Source organism: Chitinophaga sp. H8 (assembly GCF_040567655.1).
Classification (GTDB): Bacteria; Bacteroidota; Bacteroidia; order Chitinophagales; family Chitinophagaceae; genus Chitinophaga; species Chitinophaga defluvii.
The window spans coordinates 1020349-1046020 of record NZ_JBEXAC010000002.1 but is presented as its reverse complement, the minus strand read 5'-3'; the positions used below and the strand labels follow the sequence as shown (position 1 = coordinate 1046020).

The 25672-nt window shown below is 45.9% G+C and carries 26 protein-coding genes; 15 read left to right on the top strand and 11 right to left on the bottom strand.

The genetic code is table 11. The features are described from left to right. Positions 1-5 precede the first annotated feature (5 nt). Positions 6-806, bottom strand: a complete 801-nt coding sequence (proC, locus tag ABR189_RS18105) for a pyrroline-5-carboxylate reductase (RefSeq protein ID WP_354661877.1) — start codon at positions 804-806, stop codon at positions 6-8. A gap of 147 nt (positions 807-953) precedes the next feature. On the opposite strand from proC, the gene ABR189_RS18100 reads away from it, so the two are divergent. Both ABR189_RS18100 and ABR189_RS18095 read left to right on the top strand, forming a co-directional pair. Then, the gene (locus ABR189_RS18100; protein ID WP_354661876.1) at positions 954-1490 is read left to right on the top strand and encodes a thermonuclease family protein; all 537 of its coding nucleotides are present in this window, start codon (positions 954-956) and stop codon (positions 1488-1490) included. A gap of 40 nt (positions 1491-1530) precedes the next feature. Continuing rightward, complete coding sequence (locus tag ABR189_RS18095; RefSeq protein ID WP_354661875.1) at positions 1531-4869, top strand: DEAD/DEAH box helicase; 3339 nt, start codon at positions 1531-1533, stop codon at positions 4867-4869. 94 nt (positions 4870-4963) lie between these two features. Here the strand turns inward: ABR189_RS18095 and ABR189_RS18090 are convergent, their stop codons facing one another. Further along, positions 4964-5533: an NUMOD4 domain-containing protein gene (locus ABR189_RS18090; protein ID WP_354661874.1), complete on the bottom strand. Its 570-nt coding sequence runs from the start codon at positions 5531-5533 to the stop codon at positions 4964-4966. Between the two features lie 35 nt (positions 5534-5568). Next, positions 5569-6636 (bottom strand): tRNA dihydrouridine synthase DusB, encoded by a 1068-nt coding sequence (dusB, locus tag ABR189_RS18085; RefSeq protein WP_354661873.1) that lies wholly within the window; start codon positions 6634-6636, stop codon positions 5569-5571. Positions 6637-6878: 242 nt separating this feature from the next. Here dusB and ABR189_RS18080 point away from each other — a divergent pair, with 242 nt between their 5' ends. From ABR189_RS18080 to ABR189_RS18060, 5 genes are all read left to right on the top strand, one after another. Then, complete coding sequence (locus ABR189_RS18080; RefSeq protein WP_354661872.1) at positions 6879-7793, top strand: CPBP family intramembrane glutamic endopeptidase; 915 nt, start codon at positions 6879-6881, stop codon at positions 7791-7793. A 113-nt stretch (positions 7794-7906) separates the two neighbouring features. Continuing rightward, positions 7907-8155 (top strand): putative signal transducing protein, encoded by a 249-nt coding sequence (locus ABR189_RS18075; protein ID WP_354661871.1) that lies wholly within the window; start codon positions 7907-7909, stop codon positions 8153-8155. 80 nt (positions 8156-8235) lie between these two features. After that, complete coding sequence (locus ABR189_RS18070; RefSeq protein ID WP_354661870.1) at positions 8236-9117, top strand: phosphatidate cytidylyltransferase; 882 nt, start codon at positions 8236-8238, stop codon at positions 9115-9117. A 151-nt stretch (positions 9118-9268) separates the two neighbouring features. Next, on the top strand, positions 9269-9922 hold the full coding sequence (locus tag ABR189_RS18065) for a phosphatidylserine decarboxylase family protein (RefSeq protein WP_354661868.1): 654 nt from the start codon (positions 9269-9271) through the stop codon (positions 9920-9922). 68 nt (positions 9923-9990) lie between these two features. Then, positions 9991-10224 carry a hypothetical protein gene (locus ABR189_RS18060; protein WP_354661866.1) on the top strand — a complete coding sequence of 78 codons (234 nt, stop codon included), beginning with the start codon at positions 9991-9993 and terminating at the stop codon, positions 10222-10224. Positions 10225-10318: 94 nt separating this feature from the next. Here ABR189_RS18060 and ABR189_RS18055 read toward each other — a convergent pair whose 3' ends face one another. Continuing rightward, the gene (locus ABR189_RS18055) at positions 10319-11014 is read right to left on the bottom strand and encodes a YjjG family noncanonical pyrimidine nucleotidase (RefSeq protein WP_354661865.1); all 696 of its coding nucleotides are present in this window, start codon (positions 11012-11014) and stop codon (positions 10319-10321) included. Between ABR189_RS18055 and ABR189_RS18050 the strand changes: the two genes are divergently transcribed. From ABR189_RS18050 to ABR189_RS18035, 4 genes are all read left to right on the top strand, one after another. Beyond that, positions 11013-11225: a hypothetical protein gene (locus ABR189_RS18050; protein ID WP_354661863.1), complete on the top strand. Its 213-nt coding sequence runs from the start codon at positions 11013-11015 to the stop codon at positions 11223-11225. The genes ABR189_RS18055 and ABR189_RS18050 overlap by 2 nt on opposite strands. Before the next feature lie 11 nt (positions 11226-11236). Then, entirely contained in the window at positions 11237-11944 is a 708-nt protein-coding gene (locus tag ABR189_RS18045) for an SDR family oxidoreductase (protein ID WP_354661862.1), read from the top strand. 115 nt (positions 11945-12059) lie between these two features. After that, the gene (locus ABR189_RS18040) at positions 12060-14003 is read left to right on the top strand and encodes a BatD family protein (protein WP_354661861.1); all 1944 of its coding nucleotides are present in this window, start codon (positions 12060-12062) and stop codon (positions 14001-14003) included. A 10-nt stretch (positions 14004-14013) separates the two neighbouring features. After that, positions 14014-14784: a tetratricopeptide repeat protein gene (locus ABR189_RS18035; RefSeq protein ID WP_354661860.1), complete on the top strand. Its 771-nt coding sequence runs from the start codon at positions 14014-14016 to the stop codon at positions 14782-14784. 42 nt (positions 14785-14826) lie between these two features. Here ABR189_RS18035 and ABR189_RS18030 read toward each other — a convergent pair whose 3' ends face one another. From ABR189_RS18030 to ABR189_RS18000, 7 genes are all read right to left on the bottom strand, one after another. After that, the gene (locus tag ABR189_RS18030; RefSeq protein WP_354661859.1) at positions 14827-15573 is read right to left on the bottom strand and encodes a LytR/AlgR family response regulator transcription factor; all 747 of its coding nucleotides are present in this window, start codon (positions 15571-15573) and stop codon (positions 14827-14829) included. Between the two features lie 99 nt (positions 15574-15672). Beyond that, positions 15673-16386 (bottom strand): sensor histidine kinase, encoded by a 714-nt coding sequence (locus tag ABR189_RS18025; RefSeq protein WP_354661858.1) that lies wholly within the window; start codon positions 16384-16386, stop codon positions 15673-15675. Positions 16387-16765: 379 nt separating this feature from the next. Beyond that, a complete protein-coding gene (locus ABR189_RS18020) occupies positions 16766-17476 on the bottom strand; it encodes a response regulator transcription factor (RefSeq protein ID WP_354661857.1) in 711 nt (236 codons plus the stop codon). A gap of 87 nt (positions 17477-17563) precedes the next feature. After that, entirely contained in the window at positions 17564-18580 is a 1017-nt protein-coding gene (locus tag ABR189_RS18015; RefSeq protein WP_354661856.1) for a sensor histidine kinase, read from the bottom strand. Beyond that, positions 18580-19068, bottom strand: a complete 489-nt coding sequence (locus ABR189_RS18010) for a gliding motility lipoprotein GldH (RefSeq protein WP_354661855.1) — start codon at positions 19066-19068, stop codon at positions 18580-18582. Before ABR189_RS18010 ends, ABR189_RS18015 begins: the two co-directional genes overlap by 1 nt. Before the next feature lie 15 nt (positions 19069-19083). Further along, complete coding sequence (locus ABR189_RS18005) at positions 19084-19959, bottom strand: YicC/YloC family endoribonuclease (protein ID WP_354661854.1); 876 nt, start codon at positions 19957-19959, stop codon at positions 19084-19086. A 249-nt stretch (positions 19960-20208) separates the two neighbouring features. Then, complete coding sequence (locus ABR189_RS18000; RefSeq protein WP_354661853.1) at positions 20209-20796, bottom strand: pseudouridine synthase; 588 nt, start codon at positions 20794-20796, stop codon at positions 20209-20211. A gap of 54 nt (positions 20797-20850) precedes the next feature. Between ABR189_RS18000 and ABR189_RS17995 the strand changes: the two genes are divergently transcribed. From ABR189_RS17995 to ABR189_RS17980, 4 genes are all read left to right on the top strand, one after another. Continuing rightward, a complete protein-coding gene (locus ABR189_RS17995) occupies positions 20851-21561 on the top strand; it encodes a Crp/Fnr family transcriptional regulator (protein WP_354661852.1) in 711 nt (236 codons plus the stop codon). A 563-nt stretch (positions 21562-22124) separates the two neighbouring features. Next, the gene (locus ABR189_RS17990; RefSeq protein WP_354661851.1) at positions 22125-22691 is read left to right on the top strand and encodes a hypothetical protein; all 567 of its coding nucleotides are present in this window, start codon (positions 22125-22127) and stop codon (positions 22689-22691) included. Beyond that, positions 22691-25132 carry a heavy metal translocating P-type ATPase gene (locus tag ABR189_RS17985; protein ID WP_354661850.1) on the top strand — a complete coding sequence of 814 codons (2442 nt, stop codon included), beginning with the start codon at positions 22691-22693 and terminating at the stop codon, positions 25130-25132. Before ABR189_RS17990 ends, ABR189_RS17985 begins: the two co-directional genes overlap by 1 nt. 238 nt (positions 25133-25370) lie before the next feature. Then, a complete protein-coding gene (locus tag ABR189_RS17980; RefSeq protein ID WP_354661849.1) occupies positions 25371-25661 on the top strand; it encodes a cupin domain-containing protein in 291 nt (96 codons plus the stop codon). Positions 25662-25672: the final 11 nt, after the last annotated feature.

Below are 25672 nucleotides of genomic sequence, written 5' to 3'. Positions count from 1 at the left end.
TGGTACTATCCTTTTACAATCTTGTTATAGGAAACAGTGATCCCCTTGATCAGAGAAGAGCTGAAACCCTGATGCTCCATTTCATTGAGGCCGGCGATAGTGCAACCCTTGGGGGTGGTTACTTTATCTATCTCTTCTTCCGGATGACGCTTTTCACGGATCAACAGCTCGGCAGCTCCTTTTACAGTTTGCGCGGCAATAAGATTGGCAGTGCGTACATCAAATCCTATTTCAATGCCGCCCTGTATATTAGCCCTGATAAAACGAAGGGCATAGGCAATACCACAAGCTCCCAATACTGTAGCGGCATCCATCAGCTTCTCGTCTATACTTACGGTAGCTCCCAACTGGTCAAACATCTTCATGATCCAGGTCACCTGCTCTTCCGACACATTCTTATGACAAATACAGGTCATCGATTCCTGAATAGCAATGGCGGTATTAGGCATCGCACGAACTACTGCCATACCTTCCCCTACTATTTGCTCCAGCTCATTCATACTTACCCCGGTTACTACGCTGATAAGTACATGCCGCTTGGGATCAAAAGCACTTTTTAACCCCTGCAATACTTCTTTTACATTGTAGGGCTTTAGTGCTACTAATATAATCTCCGACTGAGTAATCGCTTTGGCATTATCTTTTTCTATGGTAACGCCCAGCTCTTGTAAATGGGACAATGTACCGGTATTACGTTTGGTGATAATAATATCCTGAGCCTGTGTAAAACCACTTTTCAATAACCCCTGCGCTATGGCCGAACCAAGGTTACCTCCGCCAATAATGGCTATCTTTTTTGTAGACATAAATTGCTTGCTTTAAATGATGCGGAAGGTATAACAAAAGCAGCATTGATGCAAGTTAACTGCTATGCCTGTAGATACTTCTGCGTAAATTGCACCCCCATGTCAGACAGATAGGAAAAATAACCAATACAAAAACAACTTTTGTGTATGAGACAGGCGCTTCACAACAGCTCATTTTTAATTATTCTGCTATTACTTATCCATGTCAACGCCTGGTGTCTTCATAAAGATCCTGTAAAAGTGAAAGGTAAAGTAGTAAAGGTCATTGATGGGGACACCTTTGAATTACTGACTGCCCGGAAAGTATCCTACCGTATACGTATGAGTGCTATTGATGCACCGGAAAGAGGACAGGATTTCTATAAGGTGAGTAAAGATGCATTGGGCCGCCAATGCTTTAATAAAACGGTTACAGTAATACTGCTCAATAAGGACCAATACCAACGCTGGGTAGGGGAGCTCTATGACGACTCCGGCAAGAACATCAACCTATGGATGGTAGAACAGGGCCATGCCTGGCACTATAAACAATATGTTAACCCTGCCCTGGCTGCGGCAGAACAAAAAGCCCGTATACATAAGCGCGGCCTGTGGGCACATCCTGCTCCCATAGCACCCTGGGAATACCGCAAAGCAAAAAGGAATAAGCCTGCTAAAAAATTAACCCGTAAATTCATCCAATAATAGTTAACCCGGATACCAGCCATTTAAAAGTTGCACCACCATGAGCAAAACCCATATCGGAGACGCATTTTTCATGCGCATTCAGGAAGCACATCAGGCAAGTGACCCTTTAACTGCTATACGCAGTATACAATTGATTCTTGAAAACCTGTTCCGGGCACTCACTGCTGGTGAACTGCGCGGGTTTGGCAACCTGTTTGCCCGCATGCAGTTTTATTTTGATAAGTACCAGGTAGCCACCGAAATCAGGGAGCAGCTGTCTGTGTTGCGCATCCTTACCTCCAAGGCTGCTAATCGTGAAATAATCCTGACAACAGAACAATACCTCTTATGCATAAAAACACTTTCCCTGGCCGTACATCATTTTTATGCCCTGCAGGTACCTGATGCGTTGGCTACGCTTTATACTGCGGTAATGAATAAGCAGCTCACCCGGCCAGTTTTTCATCATCCGGAATTAGTACCTGTGCTGAAATGCCTGGTAATGAACACAGGGCCGCTGGAATCAGATGTCAATGGCAAACATCATTTTATGATCCAATGCAAAAATGAAGAACTGGGCACGTTTCATTTGCAATTAACGGAAACCTCTCAGCCTCATTTAATAGCCTTGCATCCGCAGCTACGGCCATATGATACCATTCATATCCTGCACTGCCGTAAAACTGGAGAAGAGCAGCACTATACCACGGTGCCGGAAAGCCAGATAATACTGGAACCTGACCTACTGATAGATATCAGCGACCTGGCAGAGTGCTTTGGCCATCGGGGGGTAAATCCGCTCCTTTACCTCGTTAAGAAATTAGTACCCCAGCAGTATAATGAAGCGGCCTTTAAAGGAAATCTGGTGAATGCCCTGCTGGATGCTGTATTAAGGAACCGGGAAATGGACTTTAAAACGTCCTTTGTAGAGGCTGTTTCTGAAAATGTATTACAGGCGGCGGCTTGTGGCAGGGAAAAGCTGAACGAAATGTTTCATGAAATCCGCACCCGCCATTGGGCTAACCTGCAAAAGGCCAGTGCCGAATTGGAGAACCGCCCGGTTAGGATAGAACCTACCTTCTTTTCTTCCCGCTACGGCCTCCAGGGAAGGCTGGATATCCTGGCAGAAGATCAGCATGACCCTAACAGGAAAGAAATCTTTGAACTAAAAAGCGGACGTGCTCCGGATTTTAATACCTGGAAGAATCACGAAATGCAGGTAATAGGCTATAACCTGCTGCTTAAATCTGCCTTCGGGCCTGAGCGCACCGGCAGCTCTGCCATTCTTTATTCTGTAGCTGCTAATACGCCTTTGCGCAATGTTACCTCTACCAGCTTAGGGGAAAATAACCTGCTCACACTTCGTAATGAAGTAGTATCCCAACTACTACGCCTGGCAGCAGAAGATTATACCATACTGGATACCATTACCGGCCAGGCAGCAGAGGGGCTGCCCTCCTTCAGCGCCAGGAACTTTACCTGGTTCCAGCAGGTATATCAAACAGCTAATCCCGTATTCAGGGAATATTATCAACACTACCTTTCCTTTGTATTGCGGGAACTTTTACTGGCTAAATGCGGCATGTATGCCGAAGTAAACCGGGAAGATGATGCCAATGGCTTTGCAGCGCTATGGTTACAACAGGAAAATGAAAAACAGGCACATTTTAATATCATTAATGGGTTGCGGTTTGATGAATTTGATACCGAAACCAGTACGGTAGTTTGTACTATCTCTCACCCCATCAATCATAATTTCCGCATAGGCGATACCGCTATCATTTATCCCCGTTCTGCTGATGGTTTGGCTCCACTGCAACACCAGCTGCTGAAAGGCCGGATAGATGATCTCAAAAAGGACCGGCTTGTTTTTTCGCTTAACAACCGGCAAATCACCCACGACTTTTTTACCCAGTATGAAGAATGGGTCGTTGAGCATGACATTTATGAATCCAACTACTGGGCTTCCACTACTGCCTTATTCCATATGCTCGACCCGCTGAATGCTACCCGCATGGAACTGCTGCTGGGGCAACGGGCGCCGGTTGCTGCTCCGCTCAGGCAGCCAGCTCCAGCCATGTACACGCCCAACCAGGAAAATATCCTCCGGGCAGCGCTGGAAGCACAGGACTATTACCTCATCCAGGGCCCTCCAGGTACTGGCAAAACATCGTCCTTACTTACTGCACTGGTTGCTGCAATCGTGCAGCAGCATACCCAGGTGGTAATCGTAGCTTTTACCAATCGCGCAGTAGATGAAATCTGTAAAAAACTGGAAGATAAAGGCATTACCCATTTACGCATGGGTAGCCGCCGTGCTGCATCAGAAGTAAAACTGCGCCAATACTGCCTGAACGGCGAGATCGCACAGGCCCGGCAATTCATTTCACAGCAACGTGTATTTGTGGCTACTGTTGCTACCATGGCGGTAAGGCTCCAGCTCCTGGCTATGCTGGGAGTACACCTGCATACCCTGATCGTAGATGAAGCCTCCCAGCTTACAGAACCGCAGCTGTTGGGCATGCTGGTGCCCTTTAAAAAATTTGTGCTGATTGGCGACCAAAACCAGCTGCCCCCGGTAGTGGCACAGCAGGAACACTTTTGCCAGGTAAAGGCTGCTCCTTTACAGGAACTGGGTATTACGGATCTCCGCTGCTCCATCTTCGAACGCCTGATGCTTCGCTGTAAAGCCAATGGCTGGCACCATGCCTGGGGTATGCTAAGTACCCATTTCCGTATGCATGATGAGATTGCAGCATTGGTGAATCACTTTTACGCAGGACAATTGGCTTCGGGCACCTCCCAGCAACAGCTTCCTTTTCTGAACAAATTAACAACCGGATCTGACGAAGCAGGGTGGGAGGGCATCCTCTCCCAGGGAAGAAAACTCTTTATTCCCAGCCCCAGAGAGGCTACTTCTAAAATGAACCGCACAGAGGCGCAGTGGGTAGTATCGCTGTTACACTTTCTGAAAGATAAATACGGGCACCGGTTTACACCATCCCTGGTGGGTGTAGTAACGCCCTGGCGCACACAAATCAGCCTTATCCGGGAACTGATAGGGGATGACCCGGTACTGCAACAGGTAAATATCGATACGGTAGAACGCTTCCAGGGATCGGAAAACGACATAATCATTGTATCGCTGGCCATTTACCATCCGGCACAGCTGAGCACCCTGGAGTGTGTAGGGCATTTTAACTGGCAAGCTGCCAATATTGAAGTAGACCGTAAACTGCTGGTCACCTTATCCCGCGCCAAAGAGCAGGTGATCCTGATGGGGTACGAACCGGTACTGAAATCCAGCAAACATTACACCAGCGTATTAGCTGGCATGCGTAAAATAACTAAGGCCATACTTGGTGGTATGGCCGTTGGTCAGGAACATCAGATATAATTATCCCGGATAGCAGGGCGTTACTCCAGCGCTAAGTAACGCTGGCCTTCCACTACTGATAGGGTATTTGTTTCAGATCCAGGAAACCCAGGTACTAATCCAGTGTAACGTGGCTCCAGTTTTCCCCGCTCTTAATACGGTATAACTGCATTTCACTGATATCAAACTGCTCCGCTATCTGCTTCATGGTTTTCTTACCAGGTTTCAGCAACAGGCGTTTAATGCTTTTTACTTTGGTAATATTCAGCTTCAGCCCCTTTACACGGTTACGCTGCTTTTCCTTGTAAGCCAGTTTGGCCGGACTATGTTGCTGGTGCTCTTCCATCTCTGTTTTAGTAGCCCAGCGAAGGTTGGTGGCCTTATTGTTCTTTTTATCGTAGTCGAGATGAATCACAAATTTGTGCGCACGACCCGGCTTTTTATTGAATAACTTGGCAACCTCACGGTGCAGATATAGTGACTGGTAACTATCAGCCGGCTTTACATTCAGCACGGTGTACCCTTCTACGGTAGAGCCTGATAATAACTTACCGTCTGCTGTCTCCTCATAATAACTGATCACTCTCCCCATATTAGACACAGCATATTTTTTACGCAGGGCAGATTTGTTTTTAATCTGCAAGTCTTTCCAGACTTCATTTCTAAGATTTTTAATCGTGGCCATGTGAAAGCAATTTATTTATTTTTTGTTTTTGGGGTTTATACGTAAACGTTACAACCTGTCATTTCATTATCTGCCGGCAAATAATCGTGTGCTGCCATTTGGAGGGAAGTCCTTTCAAATATATGATCTTTATACTGTAATACGATCGTATCCAATACCTCTTCTATTGCGCTTTGTTCCTTGCAGGTTACCAGTTGTTGTCTGAAATCCTTAATGTGTGGCATGCCTTTCAGGTAGTTGGTGTAATGACGCCTCATTTCAAGGATCCCTACTACCGCTCCCTTCCAGGCTATGGCATGTTGTAAATGTTGCTTACAAACCCGTACTCTTTCCAAAACAGTTGGAGGTGGTAAATGTTCACCCGTTTGTATAAAATGCTTGATCTCGTTAAAGATCCACGGGTATCTTATTGCTGCCCGTCCTATCATAACACCATCTACGCCATACTTGTTCCGCGCTGCCACTGCCTGCTCCGGCGTACAGATATCCCCGTTTCCGAATATGGGAATGTGAATACGGGGGTTGTTCTTCACCTTACCTATCAATGTCCAGTCGGCATGCCCTTTATACATCTGCGTACGGGTACGACCGTGAATGGTAAGCGCCTGTATACCAACATCCTGCAACCGTTCTGCTACTTCCTCAATATTCCTGGAGTGATCATCCCAACCCAGCCGGGTTTTAACCGTTACCGGCAACCTGGTGGCTTTTACTACCGCTGCCGTAAGCTTTACCATCTTAGGTACATCTTTTAATATACCTGCCCCGGCACCTTTACAGGCTACCTTTTTTACCGGGCACCCAAAGTTGATATCCAGCAGGTCGGGGTTGGTGGCTTCCACTATTTGGGCAGCCATCGCCAAAGGCTCCTCATCCCCTCCGAATATCTGTATCCCTACCGGGCGCTCGTAATCAAAAATGTCCAGCTTCTGCCGGCTTTTAATTGCATCACGTATAAGACCCTCCGAAGAGATAAACTCCGTATACATCAGGTCCGCACCATTCTCCTTGCATACCGCACGAAAAGGCGGGTCACTTACGTCCTCCATAGGAGCCAATAACAAGGGGAAGTTCCCCAGGTCTATATTTCCGATCTTCGCCATATTTTTAATTTGCCCATCGCATGGCAGCCTGGTAGTTTGTCCGTTACTGTCCAATATAGCTACATGCCCTATGATCCACTGTATTAAGCTTCAGTGCAGTTCTACAATTTCCGTATATCCGCCTTATCCGGATAAGAATAAATCAAGCTGTTCTGTCTGTCCCAGCTAAACTTCGATAAATTTGCCGGCTGTCAACTCAGTTTCGCGATGTAAATTTACACAAAAATAATACAGTAATATTTATGATCGGCTATCTTAAGCAGTATCCGCCCTTATTGCAGTTCGTAACCTTTGTTGGTTTCTTTATCGGCTTTATGTTATTGTATATCCTGTTCTTAAATACCGTATTCCCGGCTTTCAGTGGTTATACTGCCCTGGAATTGTATAATACCGCCAACCAGAAAGACCCTAAAGTTATCGGCTATCTGAAATTAACACAATTTTTATACACTTTAACAGTTTATTTAGCCCCCTCCGCCATTTTTGCTTACTTATGGCAATCCAGGCCACTGGCGGGCGTTGGAATGCATAAAGCGCCTGCTCCCATACTCATAATATTATCCATTTTGATTATGTTTTGCTCCCTCGCAATGGTAGGCACACTGGCAGAATGGAACCAATCCTGGCCCCTTCCCCAGAGTATCCGGGATGCCCAGGCCCAACTGGAAAAAATTACGGGGGTGATGCTCCGTATGCCCCATATTTCAGACCTGTTCATTAACCTCCTGCTGATTGCCCTGATCCCGGCTATCGGGGAAGAACTGTTTTTCAGAGGGGTGCTGCAACCTGTTATGATAGACATGATGCGGATGAAATGGCTGGGGGTCATATTTACTGCTATTATCTTCAGCGCTATCCATGGCGATATGCTGGGATTTATGCCCCGGATTCTCCTGGGCTTCCTCCTGGGTGCCATTTACCAGATCAGTGGCAACCTCTGGTTGAGTATCATCGCCCATTTCTTCAATAATGGCATGCAGGTAATGGCCATGTTCCTTTTTCAGGCAGGCTATGTAAAAACAGACCCCTCCAAAGAAGAACATATTGCCTGGTATCTGGCAGTAGCCAGTTTCCTGATCACTACAGGACTGCTGTGGGCACTATATAAGAAAACCCCGGTTCCCCAGGTGGAAGCAACTGATACCGAGGAAGATTAGCGCAAATGTTGTAATTTGATTGCGGATGCAGTAAAACAGGTCATAAGTTTTTGCACCACGCACTGCTCCGGGAAAAGCGTATTGCTATTGATCATCCTTAAATTTATTGTAAGATGGAAAAAGATTGGGTAAAGGTGTTCTCCAGTGACCGTTCCTACGAAGCGGAAATTGTAAAGGGAATGCTGATAGACAATGGCTTGAACCCTGTTTTGGTGAACAAACAATCCTCACCATGGGCGCAGGCATTGCCTGGCCAGGCAGAAATATATGTGCATCCGTCCGAGGAAACAATGGCTGTTACCCTGGTAAAGGATCATAACAATTTACCTACCGGAGACCCCAACGAAACAGGGAACGCATAACAGGTACATTTGCTCCTACGGGTAATTTTACACACTTTTGCGTTTGGCAAACCTAACTATAAACTGATCTGCTAAGCATAATGAAGACTTTTTTTACCCGCACCGCCTCGGCACTGGTTTTTGTAGCTATCATGCTGGGCGGTATCCTATGGAGTCCTTTTACCTTCTTTCTATTGTTTTTCCTGGTCAGCTTCTTTGCCCTCCAGGAGTTTTTTAAACTCATGCGCCTGATTGATCCTGATTATGCCGGTATTACTTCCTGGCATAAGTATGGTATCCTGATAGGCAGCTGTGCCTTGTTCATGGCTTTTACCGGCCAGCATTTTGCTTTCGGTGGGTTTTCCCTGGGCTATCTGGGCTGGTGTATTGCAGTCATCTTCATGCTGGTGCTGCCTATAGGTGAAATACTGCTCAGTCCCGGGTTTTCCCTTAAAAACATAGGTTATTCTGCCCTGGGCCTGGTATACGTTACGCTGCCATTGGCCCTGCTGGTGCATATCCGCCTCAATGATGCTGCCATCCATTTTACAGCAATTAATATCGGCACCGGACCTGGATGGCTGATCCCTTTATTACTCATTGCCTTTATCTGGATCAATGATACCATGGCCTACATTGTAGGTTCGCTGATAGGCCGTACCCCCTTTTTTCCGGCTATTTCTCCTAAAAAGACTACAGAAGGCTCTGTTGGCGGCATGATCCTCGCTATTGCTGCTGCTGGTGTATATGGCCATTACTGGGGGCAACACCTCCTGGCCCTCCAGCATTGGCTGGCATTGGCCGGTATTGCTGCCTTCTTTGGTACCGCCGGCGATCTCCTGGAATCCAAGCTTAAACGCATGGCAGGGGTTAAGGATTCCGGACGCATCATGCCAGGGCATGGTGGCTTTCTGGACCGTTTCGACTCCCTGCTGCTGGCTGCGCCTTTTGCCTGGATCTATGTACAGTTTTTTATGCTTTAAGAGGGTACCGGACAGCAGTACACCGGCCTCCTTACCACCTTTCCAAGGCTGTAAATCCGCCATGGGCAAATGATAAATGTCCTATAGCTTAAAAACGTAATTTCTTACTAACTTGCATTCGCTAACAAACTAAATCAATAAACAACACAACATGAAAATCCATCGCGAAGGATTTGCTACAATAGCACTGGTTTTTATCGTACTGGCTTTAATTAATGGGGCAATCAGCTTCCTGGTGGGTTATATTCCGGTAGTTACCCCCGCGCTTCAGCTCATTTCCCTGGCTTTCTTCCTGTTCATCGTATCCTTTTTCCGTGTTCCTGCACGTAACATGAAATATGATGAATCACTGGTAATATCGCCCTGCGATGGTAAAGTTGTGGTAATCGAAGAAACTTTTGAACCGGAATATTTCAAGGATAAACGTTTACAGGTATCTATTTTTATGAGCCCGGCCAATGTGCATGTAAACCGTAATCCGATCAGCGGGGAAGTAAAGGTATCCCAATATCACGCAGGCAAATACCTGGTAGCCTGGCACCCCAAGTCTTCTACAGAAAATGAGCGCTATACCGTAGTAATAGGCAACGGCAAAACAGATATCCTGGTACGGCAGATCGCTGGTGCACTGGCACGCAGAATTGTGAACTATCTGAAGCCAGGCATGCAGGTAAAACAAAATGAGGAAATGGGCTTTATCAAATTCGGCTCCCGGGTAGACTTATACCTCCCGATCGGTACGCCTGTATCTGTGCAACTTAATGAAGTAGTGAAAGGCGGTATGAGTGTGATTGCAAAAATATAACCGCGCGTCAGGTACAATTTATTAACTTTAGCTGTACGGATATTTTATACTTAATAAAACCATTACTGATGATGAAAGGACTAACAACAGCAGCCGTTTTGCTCCTGATCGCAGGAACCACCTTTGCGCAGGAACCTAAAAAGAAAGACACTAAATCTGCTAAAGCACCTGTCAACTGTGTAAAAGGAGATACCCCTAAAGGAAAATCCTGTTGCCAGCAACCTAGTAAAACGGCGGCATTAAGAATGGCTGCTGCCAAACCAGCAGTTAAAAAAGAGCCGGCTAAACCAGCTACCAGATAATCAAACATATTTCCATAAAAAAAGGCGCCTCTCCGAAAGCGCCTTTTTTTATGGAAATATCAGCCGGGCAGCAGGTTGCTGCTACCGCTGTCAGTTACAAGATTGTTTTCAATTCACTTAAACACTTGATGGTATAGGTAGGTGTAATGTCCAATGCGGGTACCTGTGGATTAAAATACACCTGGTCCATCCCTACGGTCTGTGCACCTACAATATCCAGCTCCAGTGCATCACCGATCATTACACTTTCCTGGGCATTGGTACCGGCTTTTACCATCGCATAATCAAAAATCTCCCGGTATGGTTTCAGGCTGCCTGCCGTTTCAGAAGTAATCACATGGGTAAAGTAATGTCCTATCCCCGCATGTTTCATTTTCAGTAGTTGGGTAGCCTCAAATCCATTGGTAATCAGGTGCATAGGATATCCTTTGCCAGACAGGTAATCCAACACCTCAACGGTATACGGGAATAAGGCTGTTTTGGTAGGCAGTAACTCCAGGAATTGTTCACTGAACGCTTTGCTCAGCTTTTCATCTGCCAGCTTAAAGTCCAGGAAAGTAAGCGAAAAACGCTTGTACCGCAGGTCATTACGATTAATAAACCCCTTACGGTAGCGATCCCACAAACGTTCATTATGCACTTCATAAGATTTCAGAAAAGCTTCATATGAAGGAATACCTCTGCTCTCTAAAGCATGACTGTCGTATAGTTCCCGGATGGTATGTTGTGAATTTGTTTCAAAATCCCAAAGTGTGTGGTCCAGGTCAAAGAAAATATGTTTGTATTTCATGACGATGCAAAGGTACAAAAATGTTCCCGGACGTATTGCCAGCATACTGTCAGTAATGGGAGGGCTCCCGGACAACGTAAACATACATCCCGTAGCAACGCGCCAGCTGTTATACTGGATCTTAAACAGTTGCCAGCCGGGAAGTACTGTTATCAAACCAGCAGGAGGTCGTCAACTGTGGAGTATTTTCCCTATTTTACCGCCTCTTTAACAATTGAATGAATGATGAATGCAGTTGTAACAGGCGCCAGTAAAGGCATAGGCAAGGCTATTGCAGAAAAACTGGCCAGAGAGGGATGGAACGTGGCTATTTGTGCCAGAAATGCGGCGGCCCTGGAAACTGCCAGGATAGCTATCCAACAGCAAAATCCTGCTGTAACGGTACTGGCTATACAGGCAGATATGGGGGTAAAGGAACAGGTATTGTCTTTTGCGTCCCAGGTTAAAACCGCTTTCCCCACGATAGAGATGCTCGTTAATAATGCAGGCATTTTCGTTCCCGGCGCTCTGCACCAGGAGGAGGACGGACTGCTGGAAAGTATGATGGCTGTAAATGTGTATAGCGCCTATCACCTTACCCGCCAGTTATTGCCAATGATGATGCAGCAAAAACAAGGTCATATTTTCAATATGTGTTCTACTGCCAGCCATAAGGCCTATCCCAACGGAGGGGCTTACAGCATCACCAAATATGCGCTGTTGGGCTTTTCCAAGAACCTGCGGGAAGAACTGAAACCACACAACATTAAAGTGACAGCCGTGAGTCCCGGACCTACACTCACCGCTTCATGGGAAGGCTTTGAAGCACCTCCCAACAGAATGATGCCTCCAGAAGATGTGGCGAACGTAGTTTGGGCTGCCTATACGCTGGCTTCACAAACCGTTGTGGAAGAAATCCTGTTAAGGCCCATGCTTGGGGATATGGAATAAAGCAAATCCTTTACCAGTAAATGATTCCCTATTCATATCTGATAATTTTTTTAACTAACTTTTAACGGCATATTCAGCTGCTTCGGGACAGCCTTTGGTAAATTTGTGCAGCATTATGATGGTCAGACTAATAAGTATAAGGAAGTGGTTTTTTTCCCTGTGTTTTTGTTTGGGCATAGTGGCTTGCGCTACTGCGCAGGAGTTTCGCTTCTCTACCAACGTCAACAGTACAACTGTTGCCCTGGATGAGCCCTTCCAGATTCAGTTTATGCTGGAAAATGCGCCCAACGTTTCCAGCTTTCAACCTCCTAGTTTTAAAGATTTCGAGGTATTACAGGGTCCTTCGCAAATGCAGGGACAATCCATTTTTAACGGACGCCGTTCAGAATACATTGCCCTGATCTATGTGTTGCAGCCCAAACATGTGGGTAATTTTACCATTGCAGGTGCTTCTGCAAGGGTAAATGGCAATATTGTGCGCTCCAATCCTGTAACCATGGAGGTAACCAAGGGGGCTACTGCCAATCAACCCCAAACGGCACAGCCATCTGCTCCTCCGCAAAGATCACAGCCCGGTGGGGCAGGGGATGACCTGCCGGAAGGTGTACTCAGAAATGGCGAAAACGTAAACGAAAAACTCCGCAAAAACATATTCCTGAAAGTAGAGGTAGATAAAACCAATGTGTATGAAGGGGAACAGATTACGGCTACGTACAAACTGTATACCCGCCTGCCTACTAACTCCAGCGTGACCAAAGTACCTGCTTTCAAAGGCTTTTCTGCTAAAGATATAGAACTGCCCAACCCTCCGCAGGCTACCGAGGAAAGAATCAATGGTGCACTGTTTAAAGTGTTTACCATCCGCAAAACATTACTTTTCCCCCTCCAGTCCGGCACGTTGGAACTGGATCCCGTAGAGGTAGACAACCAGGTGCGCCTGGTAAAAGTGCTCGGTGATGGTAAACGTAAACGCGCCAACGATCCGTTCCAGGACTTCTTTAACGACCCTGGTTTCCGGGATCCTTTCTTTGACGACTTCTTTAACCGGCCCGAAGTATCTTATGAAGATGTGCCTTATAAAATACAGAGTGCTCCTGTTAAAGTAACGGTGAAACCATTGCCGGTAGACACCCGCCCGGCCAGCTTTACCGGGGCGGTGGGTAAGTTTAGCATGACGGCTACGATAGACAAAACCAAACTTACTACGGATGATGCACTGACCCTGAAAGTAACTATCAGCGGACAAGGAAATGTAAACCTCCTGAACGCGCCAAAAATAGAAGTACCCCCTGTTTTTGAAAAATATGATCCTAAAGTATCAGACAATATTGAAAAAAACAGTAACCCCCTTTCCGGCAGCCGACAGTATGAGTTCGTGCTTATGCCACTGGAAGCGGGCGAACAAACAATTCCGGCGGTAGAATTCTCTTACTTCGATCCTGTGGCCAACAGCTATAAAACCCTGCGGTCCGAAGCCTTCCATATCAATGTGACACAGGGCAAACTGCGCAAAAAAGATAAGGAAGATTTCAGCGCCGGCAGAAATGAGCTGGTACCCATTGACAGAAGCGTACTGAACTGGACAAAAGAACATGCCTATTTCCTGGTAAGTCCGCTGTTCCTGGCATTATTACTGCTGCCATTACTGGTATTGCTGGGCGTATTGCTCTATAACCGCAGAAAGAATTATAAAAACAATAATGCGGCATTACTCAAACACCGTTATGCAAACAAGGTGGCATTGAAACGGCTGGAACTGGCTGCCCGGTACCTGAAAGAAGGAAAAGACAAAGCCTTCTATGAAGAAACTTCCAGGGCGGTATGGGGATACCTGAGCCATAAGTTCAAAATCCCTTTTGCAGACCTGAGCAAACAACTGATACAGGAAAAGCTGACGGCAAAACAAGTGCCCGAAGCAGCATCCACCCAGCTGTTTGAATTGATTGATAATTGTGAAATGGCACTGTATGCGCCTGCTCATAACAATAATAAAATGCAGGGTACCTACCAGCAGGCGGTAAATATTATTACCGGGCTGGAAGATGCACTTAAAAAATAGATGAAGATATATGCGGTTATTAAGGTCATTTACGGGCATACTGCTTATTTTCCTGGCTATCCATACAGGCCTGCAGGCACAACAGCCAGGGCCGCAGCAACAATTTGAGCAAGCCAATAACCTCTACGCACAAAATAAATTCAGCGATGCGGCGGCGGCGTACCAACGCCTGATTGATGCAGGATATAAACAGCCCTCTCTCTATTTTAATGCGGGCAATGCCTATTACAAAACCAACCGTACAGGCATGGCCGTATTCAGCTATGAAAAGGCCTTGCAATTTGCCCCCGGCAACGCTTCTATTGAACACAACCTGGCTTTGGCCAATCAAAAAGTAGTAGGATACCTGCAGGAACTTCCTATGGTGTTTTTCCAACGGTGGTGGATACAACTGGAACATTTCCATTCTACCAACGGATGGGCCATTGGTACTATCGTGTTCTTCTGGCTACTGATGGCAGGCATTATTGCATTCCGGGTATGGCCCCAGGGTAAAAACAAATGGTTTCGCTGGGCCACAACTGCTGCCGGAGTATTTTTTGCATTTTATCTCACCATGGCCATCAGCACCTACATTATCGATAATAATCACCACACCGGTATTATTATGAACAGTGGCATTAAAGCCAAGGCTGCGCCGGACGATAACAGTAAAGATGCTTTTGAAGTGCAGGAAGGTATGAAAGTGCAGATAGCCAATACCACCAAAGAATATTGTAAGATCCAGCTGGCAGATGGTAAAACCGGATGGGTACCGTGTAATAATATTAAAGCACTTTAAAAGAGCTGTTAGCTGTTAGCTATTAGCCTTTAGCTCTAATCTCTACATCCTCTCTATCCTCATCAAAAAGTCCTGCTTACGTTGGCGCGATACCGGTACGCTGTGTCCGTCGCTCATAATGATTTCACCCCCATCTCCTTTGATGTATTTATCCATGTAAAACAGGTTTACTAGGTAGCTGTTATGCACCCGGAAAAAACCTTTGTCGCTCAACATTTCCTCCACCTCTTTCATAGAACGGTATATCTGTATGGGCTTTTCTTCCCCCTGTAGGTAAAAACGGGTATAAGCGGCTTCTGATTCACAGTACAGGATATCCTTGATAGGCATCATACGTAATCCGTCGGTGGTAGGCATGGCCAGGCGCTCGCCTTGCTGCAGGTGGGTATGCAGGAAGGCTAAAAGGGTATCTATTTTCTCCTGGGAATGACCATTGATCTGCGATGCCGCCTTTTTTACGGCAGCGATCAGTTCCTGCACATCAATTGGCTTCAGCAGATAGTCTAAAGCACTGTGGCGGATGGCAGGGATGGCATATTGATTATAGGCGGTGGTAAAAATAACTTCAAAAGCGGGTTTAACGCAGGCTTCCAGCATTTGGAACCCGTCCATACCGGGCATTTCCACATCCAGGAATAAAAGCTGCGGCTGGTGCTTTTCAATAGCTTCCAGGGCAGCCTCCCCATTGCTGCATACGGCCAGCAAGGTTACTTCCGGACAGTGTTTTTCCAGTAATAGCTGCAATAGATCGCGGCAATGCTTTTCATCATCCACTATAATGGCCTGCATAATTGTGTGATCAGTTTTTCCAATAAAGGCAAATGCTTTTTAAGATAGTACGTGCTAACAAGTATTGGCCTATAAATTACGCAATTATCCGTTAAATACCTAGACTGCCAGGGATTGCCGGGTGGCAAAGTGCTGCATGCTGATGGTGATCCTGTTACCGCAGCATTGCTGTTGGTCATCAAATACCTGCTGGGTATCAATCGAAGCTTCCATATGGTACTTTTCACTCATCATATACAGCCTTTCTGCAGCAATATCTACACCGGCGGTCTGGGATTGCTCCCCGCTTTCTGCCGCTTCCACAGCATCCACGCCATTGTCTTCCACCTGTATGTACAACCGGTCCTCCTGCTTGCCTATGATGATATAAAGACGGCCCCCGTTTTTTTGAGGCCGCTGTAAAATACGGTGCCAGATGGCATATTGTACAAAGGGCTGGATAATCAGGGGTGGTACCAGCGTAAATTGATGCATGATCTCCGGCATCAGCCTTACATGATAAGCAAATTGCTGGTCAAAACGCAGCTGCTCCAGCTGGATATACAACTCCAATGCTTCCAGGTCGTCCTGCAGATTCACCCACTCCTTGTTGAAATTACCAATCATTAATCGCATCAGCTTTGAAAACCTTGTGAGGTACAAAGAAGCCATATCAGTGCTGGTAGTAAGGATGTAATGGTGAATGGCGTTCAGGCTATTGAAAATAAAATGAGGGTCCATCTGCGCCTGGAAAGCATGTAGCTCCAGGTTTACCAACGTGTGGTGCATGGTCATTTCTTTCGCCGTTGCTGCCTTGATCTTCCGTTCCCGCATAACAAACAGGATACAAATAATAAGAATGCTTAACAAAAAAAACAGCCAATATGGCCAATGCGTTGCTGAAAGGGTATTGTTATATAGTTGTAACACTGATAAGGTTTGCAAATAGGAACGTCTCCGTTGTTTGTTAGACACCCTTATAAATATCGGTCAAAGGAACATTAAAAGAAAGTACCAATTATTACAAGGTAGTATTTGATGAGCAATCGGATTGAAATGGGGGGTAATCGGTAGTTCATCCGCAAAAGTGGTAACAAAGACACGTCATATCTGCTCCGCTACACCGTAAAACGGAAAGCCCGGTATAGCCTGTACAAAAGCAGCAGGGCTGACCAAAGTAATGGTCAGCCCTGCTGTATATTTTGCGCTATTGCTATACTTCTGTAAACTTATAGCCTACCCCTCTTACAGAGTGAAAATAACGGGAGTTGCGGCTGTCTTCCTCAAAGTACTTACGGAAGTTGAGTATGAAATTATCAATAGTACGGGTAGTAGGGTACACATTATACCCCCATACTACCTGCAGGATCTTTTCACGGGTTACCACCTCTCCCTTGTTTTCTATCAGCAGCTTAAGCAGCATGGCTTCTTTCTTGCTCAGCTCATAATGTTTCCCGTCTTTACCCACACATTCCTGCGCGGCAAAATCAATCATATTTTCGCCAAAGCGGTACACATTAGGTACGCTGTCTTTATCCTGGATCTTCTTATTCTTTACGATCAGCTTTTCCACCCGGAGTAACAGTTCTTCCAGGTTAAACGGTTTGGTCATATAATCATCACCCCCCTTTTTAAGCCCCAGTACCCGGTCGGCACTGCTATTCTTGGCACTTAAAAACAGGATAGGCACCTCGTTATTCTGGATCCGGATGTTTTCGCACACGGCGATACCATCCATTTCGGGCAACATAATATCGAGTATGATAAGATCAAAATATTCATTTTTCACCGCTTTTAAAGCAGCGGTGCCATTGTCTACTGCGGTTACCTCATAGCCTTCCAGCTCCAGGTTCAGCTTCAGCGCCTCCTGAAGGTTCTCCTCATCCTCCGCCAGCAATATTGATGCCTTGGTCGCTTCCTTCATGTTATGTTATTTGCTAGTGATGCTTACTTTACACCCATTCCCGGACTATCGGTCTATCGTCCGCGGAATGAAGAATTGTAAGCTAATTTACGCAGTTTGTATTGAATATTCAGGCCAGGTTATTTCAAAGCAGGCACCTGCGGGTATATTTTCCTTAACAACAATCGCGCCGCCGTGCTGCTCTACAATCTTTTGCGTCAGAAACAGGCCTAATCCTGATCCTTTGGCTTTCCGGGTGTTTTCATTGCCGATACGGTAAAACTTCAGGAATATCTTGGCCCGCTCTTCCTGTGGTACCCCCGGGCCTTCATCTGCTACCTGTAATTTCAACTGATGGTCTTTCTCATACAGTTTTACTGTAATAACGGTTTCCTTGGGTGCATATTTAACCGCATTCTCTACCAGATTACTCAGCACCATTTGCAGCATGAACTTATCACAGGTAAACCATACATGGGGCAGGATAATCGCTTTCACCGTATGAGTGGTGATACGGTCCTGCAATTCCTTTACCCATACTTCCAGTAAGGCCGACAAATCCACCTGTTCTTTAAACAAGCGGTAACGGTGTGTTTCCAGTTGCGCTGCCAGTAGGATGTTATTACACATCTGGTCCAGCCGGTTGGTTTCACGAATGGTATTGTCAATGAGCCGCAATTGTTTGGTTTCATCCAGCCGGTGCTTGCGGATGGTTTCCAGGTTCAGCTTTGCCGCTGCAATCGGCGATTTCAGCTCATGCGTTACGGCCATCATAAAGTTCTGCTGCTGCCGGGTCAACTTCATATGCTTCCATACTGCACGGTACACAAACAGGGCCCCCAGCAAAATAACCAGCAGAAATATACTCCCTTCTCCAAAATACATAAAAGAGCGGAACTGCGCTTCTTTTTCAATACGTTGCATTTCCAGTTGATGCTCAATAGGTTGTGCCAGGCTGTCTACCCGGAGGGAAAGGTTCTGCTTTTCAAAGTTGGCAATATGCTCACTTTGCCGGAACAACAAAATACCCCACCATACCAATGCCAGAATAGTATAAGCTAATACTAAAAAGTAAATGAAAGAAACGCTCTTCCCTTCCTGCATCTTATGAAATAGCTTTCTCATTATGGCCGCTGTCCGGCTTTCTCAATCCGCAAACCAACATTCAATACATCAGGAAGTGGATTTTGCCGCATGTTTTGTTGAAAAGAAAACCGGTAGGTACCGGCTTTGTTTAAAATAGCTTTTTGCTGTATCGGTATCCGGTGCTCATAAATATCGTCTATGCCGCTACCCAGCCATTTGCCGGATACATCTGCCAAAGGCAGCTCTACCCGCTGTTGTATGGCGCTGTCACCCGGAAACTGTGTACTTACCAATACCCATATATTGCTGAAAGCATAGGCGTCGGTATGCCTTACGTTTACATATATGTTGTAGAGATAAGCGGTATCTTCCGGTTTCAGGGTTACTTCAAAAGAGGGGGTATGACTGTATGCCCATTCATGCCCCGGTATCTCCAGGTTCTTCTCGTAGGCATCCATTTTAGGGGGCTGGCATGCCATAGCAGCTATCACAAAAAGTGCTGCTATGGTCAGGTATATTTTGTTCATGCGGTAATATCCTTGCTATAAAACGTTTAAAACTTGTTCCTTGGCTTTCTCCAGTTCATCTTTCATCAGTACTACCCATTGCTGGATACCCGCATCATTGGCTTTGGAGCCGGTAGTATTTATTTCTCTGCCTATTTCCTGCAATACAAATCCCAGTTTCTTGCCTTTGGCGGTATCTGCTTCTTTCAGGATCTCTTTAAAATAACGGCAGTGGTTTTCCAAACGGATCAGTTCTTCAGAGATATCCAGTTTCTCCAGATAAAATATCAATTCCTGCTCCAGACGGTTCTCATCTACGTTTTCTTTACCAATATGCTCTGCCAGCAATGCTTCCAGACGCTGACGGATCCTGTCCTTACGCAGAGGGTCCAGTTCACGCACCTTTACACAATAAGACTCGATATTGTCTATGCGCAGCAGTAAATCAGCTTCCAATACACGGCCCTCATCCTGGCGATGAGCATCCAGCGCCATTACGGCAGACTTAATCACCTTTTCCACTTCCTGCCATTCCTCTGCCGACATCTGCTCCGTCGCAGGGGTTACTACCTCAGGCAATTTCATCAGCACATTCAGCATATCTTCCTGTGGTAACCCCAACTCGGTTGCCAGCTGGGTGATGGACTGATGATAATATTTAGCCAGCTCCGTATTGATCACCACCGGACGGGTAGCCCCATTCTGGCGGATATTCACGGTTGCATCCAATGTACCCCGCTGCAATACCTGTTGCAACAAACTCCGGATCTCAAACTCGTAAGGTTTCAGCAGTGGAGAAAACTTAAGGTTCACTTCAAACTGCTTACCATTCAGCGATTTTACCTCCGCCACTATACTTGTTTCCCCTCTTGTGCTTTCAGCCCTTCCGAAGCCGGTCATTGATTTCAGCATAAATGAATTTTGTTAGCAACAAACCTACCTAAATTAGCGCAAAGCACAAAGAAGAAAGCTATTAGCAGTTAGCCATTAGCTGTTAGCTATTAAAAAAGCCGTGAGCTAACGGGCAAACGCTACGAACAGTGAGCTGCAATACTATTTACCACGCAAAGCCTTAAGCGCTTTAAACATGTATACTTATTACTCACTGCTCTTCTCCGCTGCATTTCAGCTAAAAGCTAATAGCCAACAGCTAAAAGCTCCTCATTCAAACACCTTCCCATATATCTCCGCCTGTGTCATCTCTCTCATATCGCCGGGTTGAAGGCCATCTATCGTGATTTTGCCGATGCGGTAGCGTACCAGTCTTAATGTAGGAAATCCAACTGCAGCGGTCATTTTCCGCACCTGACGGTTTTTGCCTTCCCGGAGTATCAGCCGTATCCACGGGGCAGGAATACTTTTTCTGAACCGGATAGGAGGGGTACGTGGTGGCAAAAGGGGGTCTTCGGGGAAGATTGCTGCCACACAGCGCCGGGTTTTGTGCTTTTTACCATCTACGGTTATTTCCACACCTTGCTGCAGCTGCTGGATGGCCTGATCGGTTACCGCGCCATCTACCTGTACCCAATATTCCCTTTCATGCGCAAATTGCGGGGATAACAGACGGTGATTAAAGGATTTGTCATTTGTCAGGATCAACAGCCCTTCACTGTCATAGTCCAGCCGGCCTACAGGATAAACATCTGGTGGCACCTTAAAATAGTCGGCCAGCACCGCTTTATCCCCTTCACGGCTAAACCTTGTCAGTACTTCATATGGTTTATAAATTACATAATATTTTAATGCCACCGCCCCTTTTACTTTGGTTTAAGGCGGTTAAATTAGTACTTTTGCATCATTATCATGAGTACACCACTTCATAACATCGGATGCCAGCAATGTAAAGACAGGTTTTCCTCCATCTTCTGCAAAGCTGAGAACGACAATCTGGAACAGATTGACGCGGCCAAAGTATGCTCTGTTTATAAAAAAGGACAGGTCATCTTCCATGAAGGGGCACATCCTTTTGGGGTGTACTGTATTAATTCAGGTAAAATAAAGCTCTCCCACAGCGGGGATGATGGCCGTGAACAAATCGTTCGCCTGGTAAAAGCCGGTGATATCATGGGGTATAAAGCCCTGCTGAGCGCCGAAAGGTACACCGCCACAGCGGTGGCACTGGAAGATTCTTCTATCTGCTTCATTCCGAAAGACTTGTTTATGAGCATCTTACAAAAAGATGCCGGCCTGTCTTTTGAAATGATGCGTATCCTTTCCAGTGAATTACGTAAAGCCGAACTCAAAATTACCCACCTGGCCCAAAAACCGGTCCGGGAACGCCTGGCAGAAACACTGCTTTTCATTAAAGAAACCTATGGCCTCGAAGCTGATGGCTCTACACTCAACGTACGCCTCTCCCGCGAAGAAATCGCCAACCTGGTAGGGACTGCCACTGAATCCGCTATCCGCCTGCTATCCGAATTTAAAAAGGATAACATGATCGAACTGGATGGCAAGAAAATCCGCCTCCTCGACCTCCCCGAAATCATTAAAACCGCTAATCTGCAAGACTGAAGAAATAGCTGTTAGCTTTTAGCTATTAGCAGTTAGCTGAATGCAGCGGATAACGCTGTTAGTCTAAAGTCATTTTAGTATCTAAAAATTAGCATGTAAAGTTTTTTCAGGAGCAAACAGAAGGAGTCAAAGCGAGGTCAAGCCTACCTTGAAGTATAGTTGAAGCATAGTTGAAGCATGGTTAAAGCATAGATAGAGCATGAAGAGAGTATAAAAGGCTATAAAACAGGGTATGGTAAAAACCGGACTGTGATACTATATTAACCCATATTGCATGATCATTTAGAGCTCTTCCTATCAAATCATCCGCTGCATTCAGCTAACTGCTAAAAGCTAATGGCTAACGGCTCTTTTCATCCGCTGCATTAGCTCGTAGCTCACAGCTCGTGGCTCGAAGCTCTTCTCCCCCCATTTAGCTCGCAACTAGTTATGATAAAAATCATGTTCCTGCGTGATACATATCATTCTCCCCCCTCATACTCCTGGGTATTTTTGTAACCGTGAATACTGCTTGTTCAAAAAAGGTGGTGCAATACATTTTTCCTCATGAAATCCAAAGCGGCATGTATACTTATTCTACGATAAATTTTTATGAACTAACACCCGCACAGCTATGTGATGTCATCTCACAAAAGTTTCATGTCCCGATGGAAATGGCTGCCAGCCAGATCATGAGCTATTTTGAGCTGGAAAGACAGGATGATCCCACCGCGCCGGCTGCGGCGGATCTTCAGCAACTGCTTTTTCATAAAATGCAAGGGGAGCTGCTCCAGGTAATCCGCAAGGAAGCTACCATCCTCTTTCCCATGATCAGAAACACCCAGCCTCATAACGATGGAGGTGGATATATCCAGCAAAGTGCTTTTGACAACATGCAACAATCATTTCAGAAAATATCCCTGCTATTGCAGAAAATAAGACAAGTGGCCAATAACTTTTTACTGCGGGGCCACTGGAGCAACTACTATAAAATTTGTGTGAATGATATGTGTATGATGGAACAACTTATTCAGCAATACATCTACGTGGAACAAAATATACTCTACCCCGCTGTACTAAAATCCGGAAACACCTGTGTTTTACAACCGGGCAACAAGGAAAATATCGATCATAACGCAAGTATTGACTAATGGACATACAAGAAACCACCAGGACAAATACCACCTGCTATCATTGCGGGGAAGATTGCGACAGCCAGGACATCGCCATACAGGATAAAATATTCTGCTGCGAAGGCTGCAAAGTAGTATTTGAGATCTTAAATCAGTACGACCTTTGCGAATACTACCAGCTGAATGATAAACCCGGTATTAACCAGCGTATCAAAGTACGCCAGGATAAATTTGCTTTCCTGGATGATGAAAAAATAACACAACAACTCATCCAGTTCAGAGATGAAGCACATACCCATGTTACCTTCTACCTGCCACATATCCATTGCAGCTCCTGCCTCTGGCTGCTGGAAAATCTCCATCGCCTGGATCCGGGCGTACAACGGGTAAGCGTAAACTTTGCCCGCAAAGAGGCCCGTATTATTTTCCTGCAAAATAAAACGTCCCTCCGCAAAGTGGTGGAAGTGCTTACCGCCATCGGCTACGAACCTTATATTAGCCTGCAGGACCTGCAACATAAAAAACCACCGGTAAAACGTAAACTCATCTACCAGCTTGGGGTAGCAGGATTCTGTTTCGGTAACATTATGTTGCTCAGCTTCCCGGAATATTTCTCCGGCAAAGGACATATTGATGAAACCATGAGCCGCATGTTCCGGTATATGAACCTGGTACTGTCACTGCCGGTATTTTTCTTTAGTGCACAGGTGTTTTTTAAATCAGCCTGGAGCGGGCTTAAACATAAATTCCTCAATATCGACGTGCCTATTGTACTGGCCATTGTAGTCACCTTTGTACGCAGTGTAAGTGATGTGCTGATGGGTACCGGTGCCGGATATTTCGACTCAATGACGGGTATCGTATTCTTTATGCTGATAGGACGCATATTGCAGGACAAAACTTATCAGGGACTGTCGTTCGACCGGGATTATACGTCCTATTTCCCTATAGCTATCAGCGTGATCAGCGAAGGTAAAGAAGTGCCTACCGCACTTCCCGACATCAAAACAAATGATACCTTACTGATCCATAATAGTGAACTGATCCCGGCGGACGGCATCCTTATAAAAGGAAAGGCCCTGATAGACTATAGCTTCGTAACCGGTGAATCCCTCCCCGTCACCAAAGAAATCGGGGAGATCATTTATGCCGGTGGCCGCCAGCTGGAAGGAAATATAGAAATCCTCACCATCAAGGAAGTGGCCCAGAGTTATCTGACCAGCTTATGGAACAGGGATGAGCTGAAACAGGAAGGCGAAAAACATGTATCCTTTGTTCATTTGCTGGGACGCAATTTTACCTGGCTGGTATTGACAATTGCAGCTATTACGGCCACCTGGTGGTACTTCCATGATCCTGCTAAGATATGGCCATCCGTTACGGCTATATTAATCATTGCCTGCCCCTGCGCACTACTGCTGGCAGCGTCCTTTACCAATGGTCATATCCTGCGCATCCTCAGCCGTCACCACCTGTACCTGCGTAATGCACAGGCTATCGAAAATCTTGCCGCGGTGGATCACATTGTATTCGATAAAACCGGTACCCTCACCAGCAAAACCGGATCGGAAGTTACTTACTACGGACTGCCCCTCACACCTTACCTGGAAACACTGGTTTCCAGCCTGGCTACCCATTCTTCCCACCCGCTGAGCAAAGCAGTACAGCAATATTGCGGAAAACCCACACCACATACAGTAGGGGATTTTAAAGAGTTCCCCGGAAAAGGTATCTGCGGATGGGTAGATGGGAAGTTCCTCCGTTTAGGCAGTGCCGTATTTACCGGTGCCGGGGATAACCTCGTCGCAAATGGGAGCAAAGTATTCCTGACCATTGATGAAGAACTGGCCGGACACTTTGCTATCCGCAGTGGTTACCGTACCGGTATCCGCCAGTTATTACACCAGTTGAAAGATCAGTACACCCTGACGGTACTTTCCGGGGATAACGCCAATGAAGCCACCAGCCTGCGTAAAATAATGGGTACCAATGCTGTCCTGCGCTTTGAACAGCAGCCACAGGATAAACTGGAATACATCCTCTCCCTGCAAACTAACGGGGCTAAAGTGCTCATGATAGGAGATGGGCTTAATGATGCGGGTGCCCTCAAACAAAGCGATATCGGGATCTCCCTCACGGAAGACAGCAACAACTTTACACCGGCCAGTGACGGCATTCTGGAAGCAAGGCAGCTGCCACTGCTGCAACATTATATCTCCTTATGCCAGGCTAATAAACGGATCATACTGATCAGCTTTGTGATGTCTTTGCTGTATAATATCACCGGATTGTTCTTTGCCGTACAGGGATTATTATCCCCGCTGCTGGCAGCTATTCTAATGCCTGCAAGCTCTATCAGTATTGTACTGATTACTTATTTGCTCAGTGAAGGAGCGGGTAAAAAACTCTATAGTAAATCCCGCCAGTTATTACCTGATAAAAATCATGTTCCGGGTTGAGCAATGTCATAGTGCCCCCTTACACTTACCGGTACCTTTGTATAGAGATACGAAATAAGCCGCCATCCGGGCATAAGACCAGTGAGCCGGATGGCAATAAAAAAAGCAGCCAATTTTAAGACGCCCGGATTAAAAGTGCATGAACAAATGGCCACAAAAAAGCCATTTGTTCATAACGGGCAAACTATTACCTGTCAATAAAAACAAAATAATAACAGCCTGATTAAAAAAAGGAATCATGAAAGCCTTGAATGTATTACTTACCAATAATGAAGAAAAAATAAAACACTGGCCACTCCAGAAAACACCGGGATTTGAGGCTAGCCTCATTGTAATGCAGCAAGGCCACCAGATCCCTCCGCATACCTCGAAAACAGATGCGATGATACTGGTACTGGACGGTAAGATCGCTTTTATGCTCAATGAAGAAATCACCATCCTCGAAAAAGGAGATGTATTCAATTTCAAAGCGCTGGAAGTCCATGCTTTACAAGCACTCGAAACAGCCCGTTTTGTATTAATCAAATAATCAATTACCCA

Bases quoted from the DNA above. Each gene is read 5' to 3' on its own strand.
- ABR189_RS18020 (WP_354661857.1), bottom strand. From the start codon at position 17,476: ATGAAGGAAGCGACCAAGGCATCAATATTGCTGGCGGAGGATGAGGAG.
- ABR189_RS18015 (WP_354661856.1), bottom strand. From the start codon at position 18,580: ATGAGAAAGCTATTTCATAAGATGCAGGAAGGGAAGAGCGTTTCTTTC.
- ABR189_RS18035 (WP_354661860.1), top strand. From the start codon at position 14,014: ATGCGGTTATTAAGGTCATTTACGGGCATACTGCTTATTTTCCTGGCT.
- ABR189_RS17990 (WP_354661851.1), top strand. From the start codon at position 22,125: ATGTATACTTATTCTACGATAAATTTTTATGAACTAACACCCGCACAG.
- ABR189_RS18025 (WP_354661858.1), bottom strand. From the start codon at position 16,386: ATGCGGGAACGGAAGATCAAGGCAGCAACGGCGAAAGAAATGACCATG.
- ABR189_RS18040 (WP_354661861.1), top strand. From the start codon at position 12,060: ATGATGGTCAGACTAATAAGTATAAGGAAGTGGTTTTTTTCCCTGTGT.
- ABR189_RS17995 (WP_354661852.1), top strand. From the start codon at position 20,851: ATGAGTACACCACTTCATAACATCGGATGCCAGCAATGTAAAGACAGG.
- ABR189_RS18080 (WP_354661872.1), top strand. From the start codon at position 6,879: ATGATCGGCTATCTTAAGCAGTATCCGCCCTTATTGCAGTTCGTAACC.
- ABR189_RS17980 (WP_354661849.1), top strand. From the start codon at position 25,371: ATGAAAGCCTTGAATGTATTACTTACCAATAATGAAGAAAAAATAAAA.
- ABR189_RS18060 (WP_354661866.1), top strand. From the start codon at position 9,991: ATGATGAAAGGACTAACAACAGCAGCCGTTTTGCTCCTGATCGCAGGA.
- proC (WP_354661877.1), bottom strand. From the start codon at position 806: ATGTCTACAAAAAAGATAGCCATTATTGGCGGAGGTAACCTTGGTTCG.
- ABR189_RS17985 (WP_354661850.1), top strand. From the start codon at position 22,691: ATGGACATACAAGAAACCACCAGGACAAATACCACCTGCTATCATTGC.
- ABR189_RS18050 (WP_354661863.1), top strand. From the start codon at position 11,013: ATGACGATGCAAAGGTACAAAAATGTTCCCGGACGTATTGCCAGCATA.
- ABR189_RS18045 (WP_354661862.1), top strand. From the start codon at position 11,237: ATGATGAATGCAGTTGTAACAGGCGCCAGTAAAGGCATAGGCAAGGCT.
- ABR189_RS18095 (WP_354661875.1), top strand. From the start codon at position 1,531: ATGAGCAAAACCCATATCGGAGACGCATTTTTCATGCGCATTCAGGAA.
- ABR189_RS18010 (WP_354661855.1), bottom strand. From the start codon at position 19,068: ATGAACAAAATATACCTGACCATAGCAGCACTTTTTGTGATAGCTGCT.
- ABR189_RS18005 (WP_354661854.1), bottom strand. From the start codon at position 19,959: ATGCTGAAATCAATGACCGGCTTCGGAAGGGCTGAAAGCACAAGAGGG.
- ABR189_RS18090 (WP_354661874.1), bottom strand. From the start codon at position 5,533: ATGGCCACGATTAAAAATCTTAGAAATGAAGTCTGGAAAGACTTGCAG.
- ABR189_RS18065 (WP_354661868.1), top strand. From the start codon at position 9,269: ATGAAAATCCATCGCGAAGGATTTGCTACAATAGCACTGGTTTTTATC.
- dusB (WP_354661873.1), bottom strand. From the start codon at position 6,636: ATGGCGAAGATCGGAAATATAGACCTGGGGAACTTCCCCTTGTTATTG.
- ABR189_RS18100 (WP_354661876.1), top strand. From the start codon at position 954: ATGAGACAGGCGCTTCACAACAGCTCATTTTTAATTATTCTGCTATTA.
- ABR189_RS18070 (WP_354661870.1), top strand. From the start codon at position 8,236: ATGAAGACTTTTTTTACCCGCACCGCCTCGGCACTGGTTTTTGTAGCT.
- ABR189_RS18030 (WP_354661859.1), bottom strand. From the start codon at position 15,573: ATGCAGGCCATTATAGTGGATGATGAAAAGCATTGCCGCGATCTATTG.
- ABR189_RS18055 (WP_354661865.1), bottom strand. From the start codon at position 11,014: ATGAAATACAAACATATTTTCTTTGACCTGGACCACACACTTTGGGAT.
- ABR189_RS18075 (WP_354661871.1), top strand. From the start codon at position 7,907: ATGGAAAAAGATTGGGTAAAGGTGTTCTCCAGTGACCGTTCCTACGAA.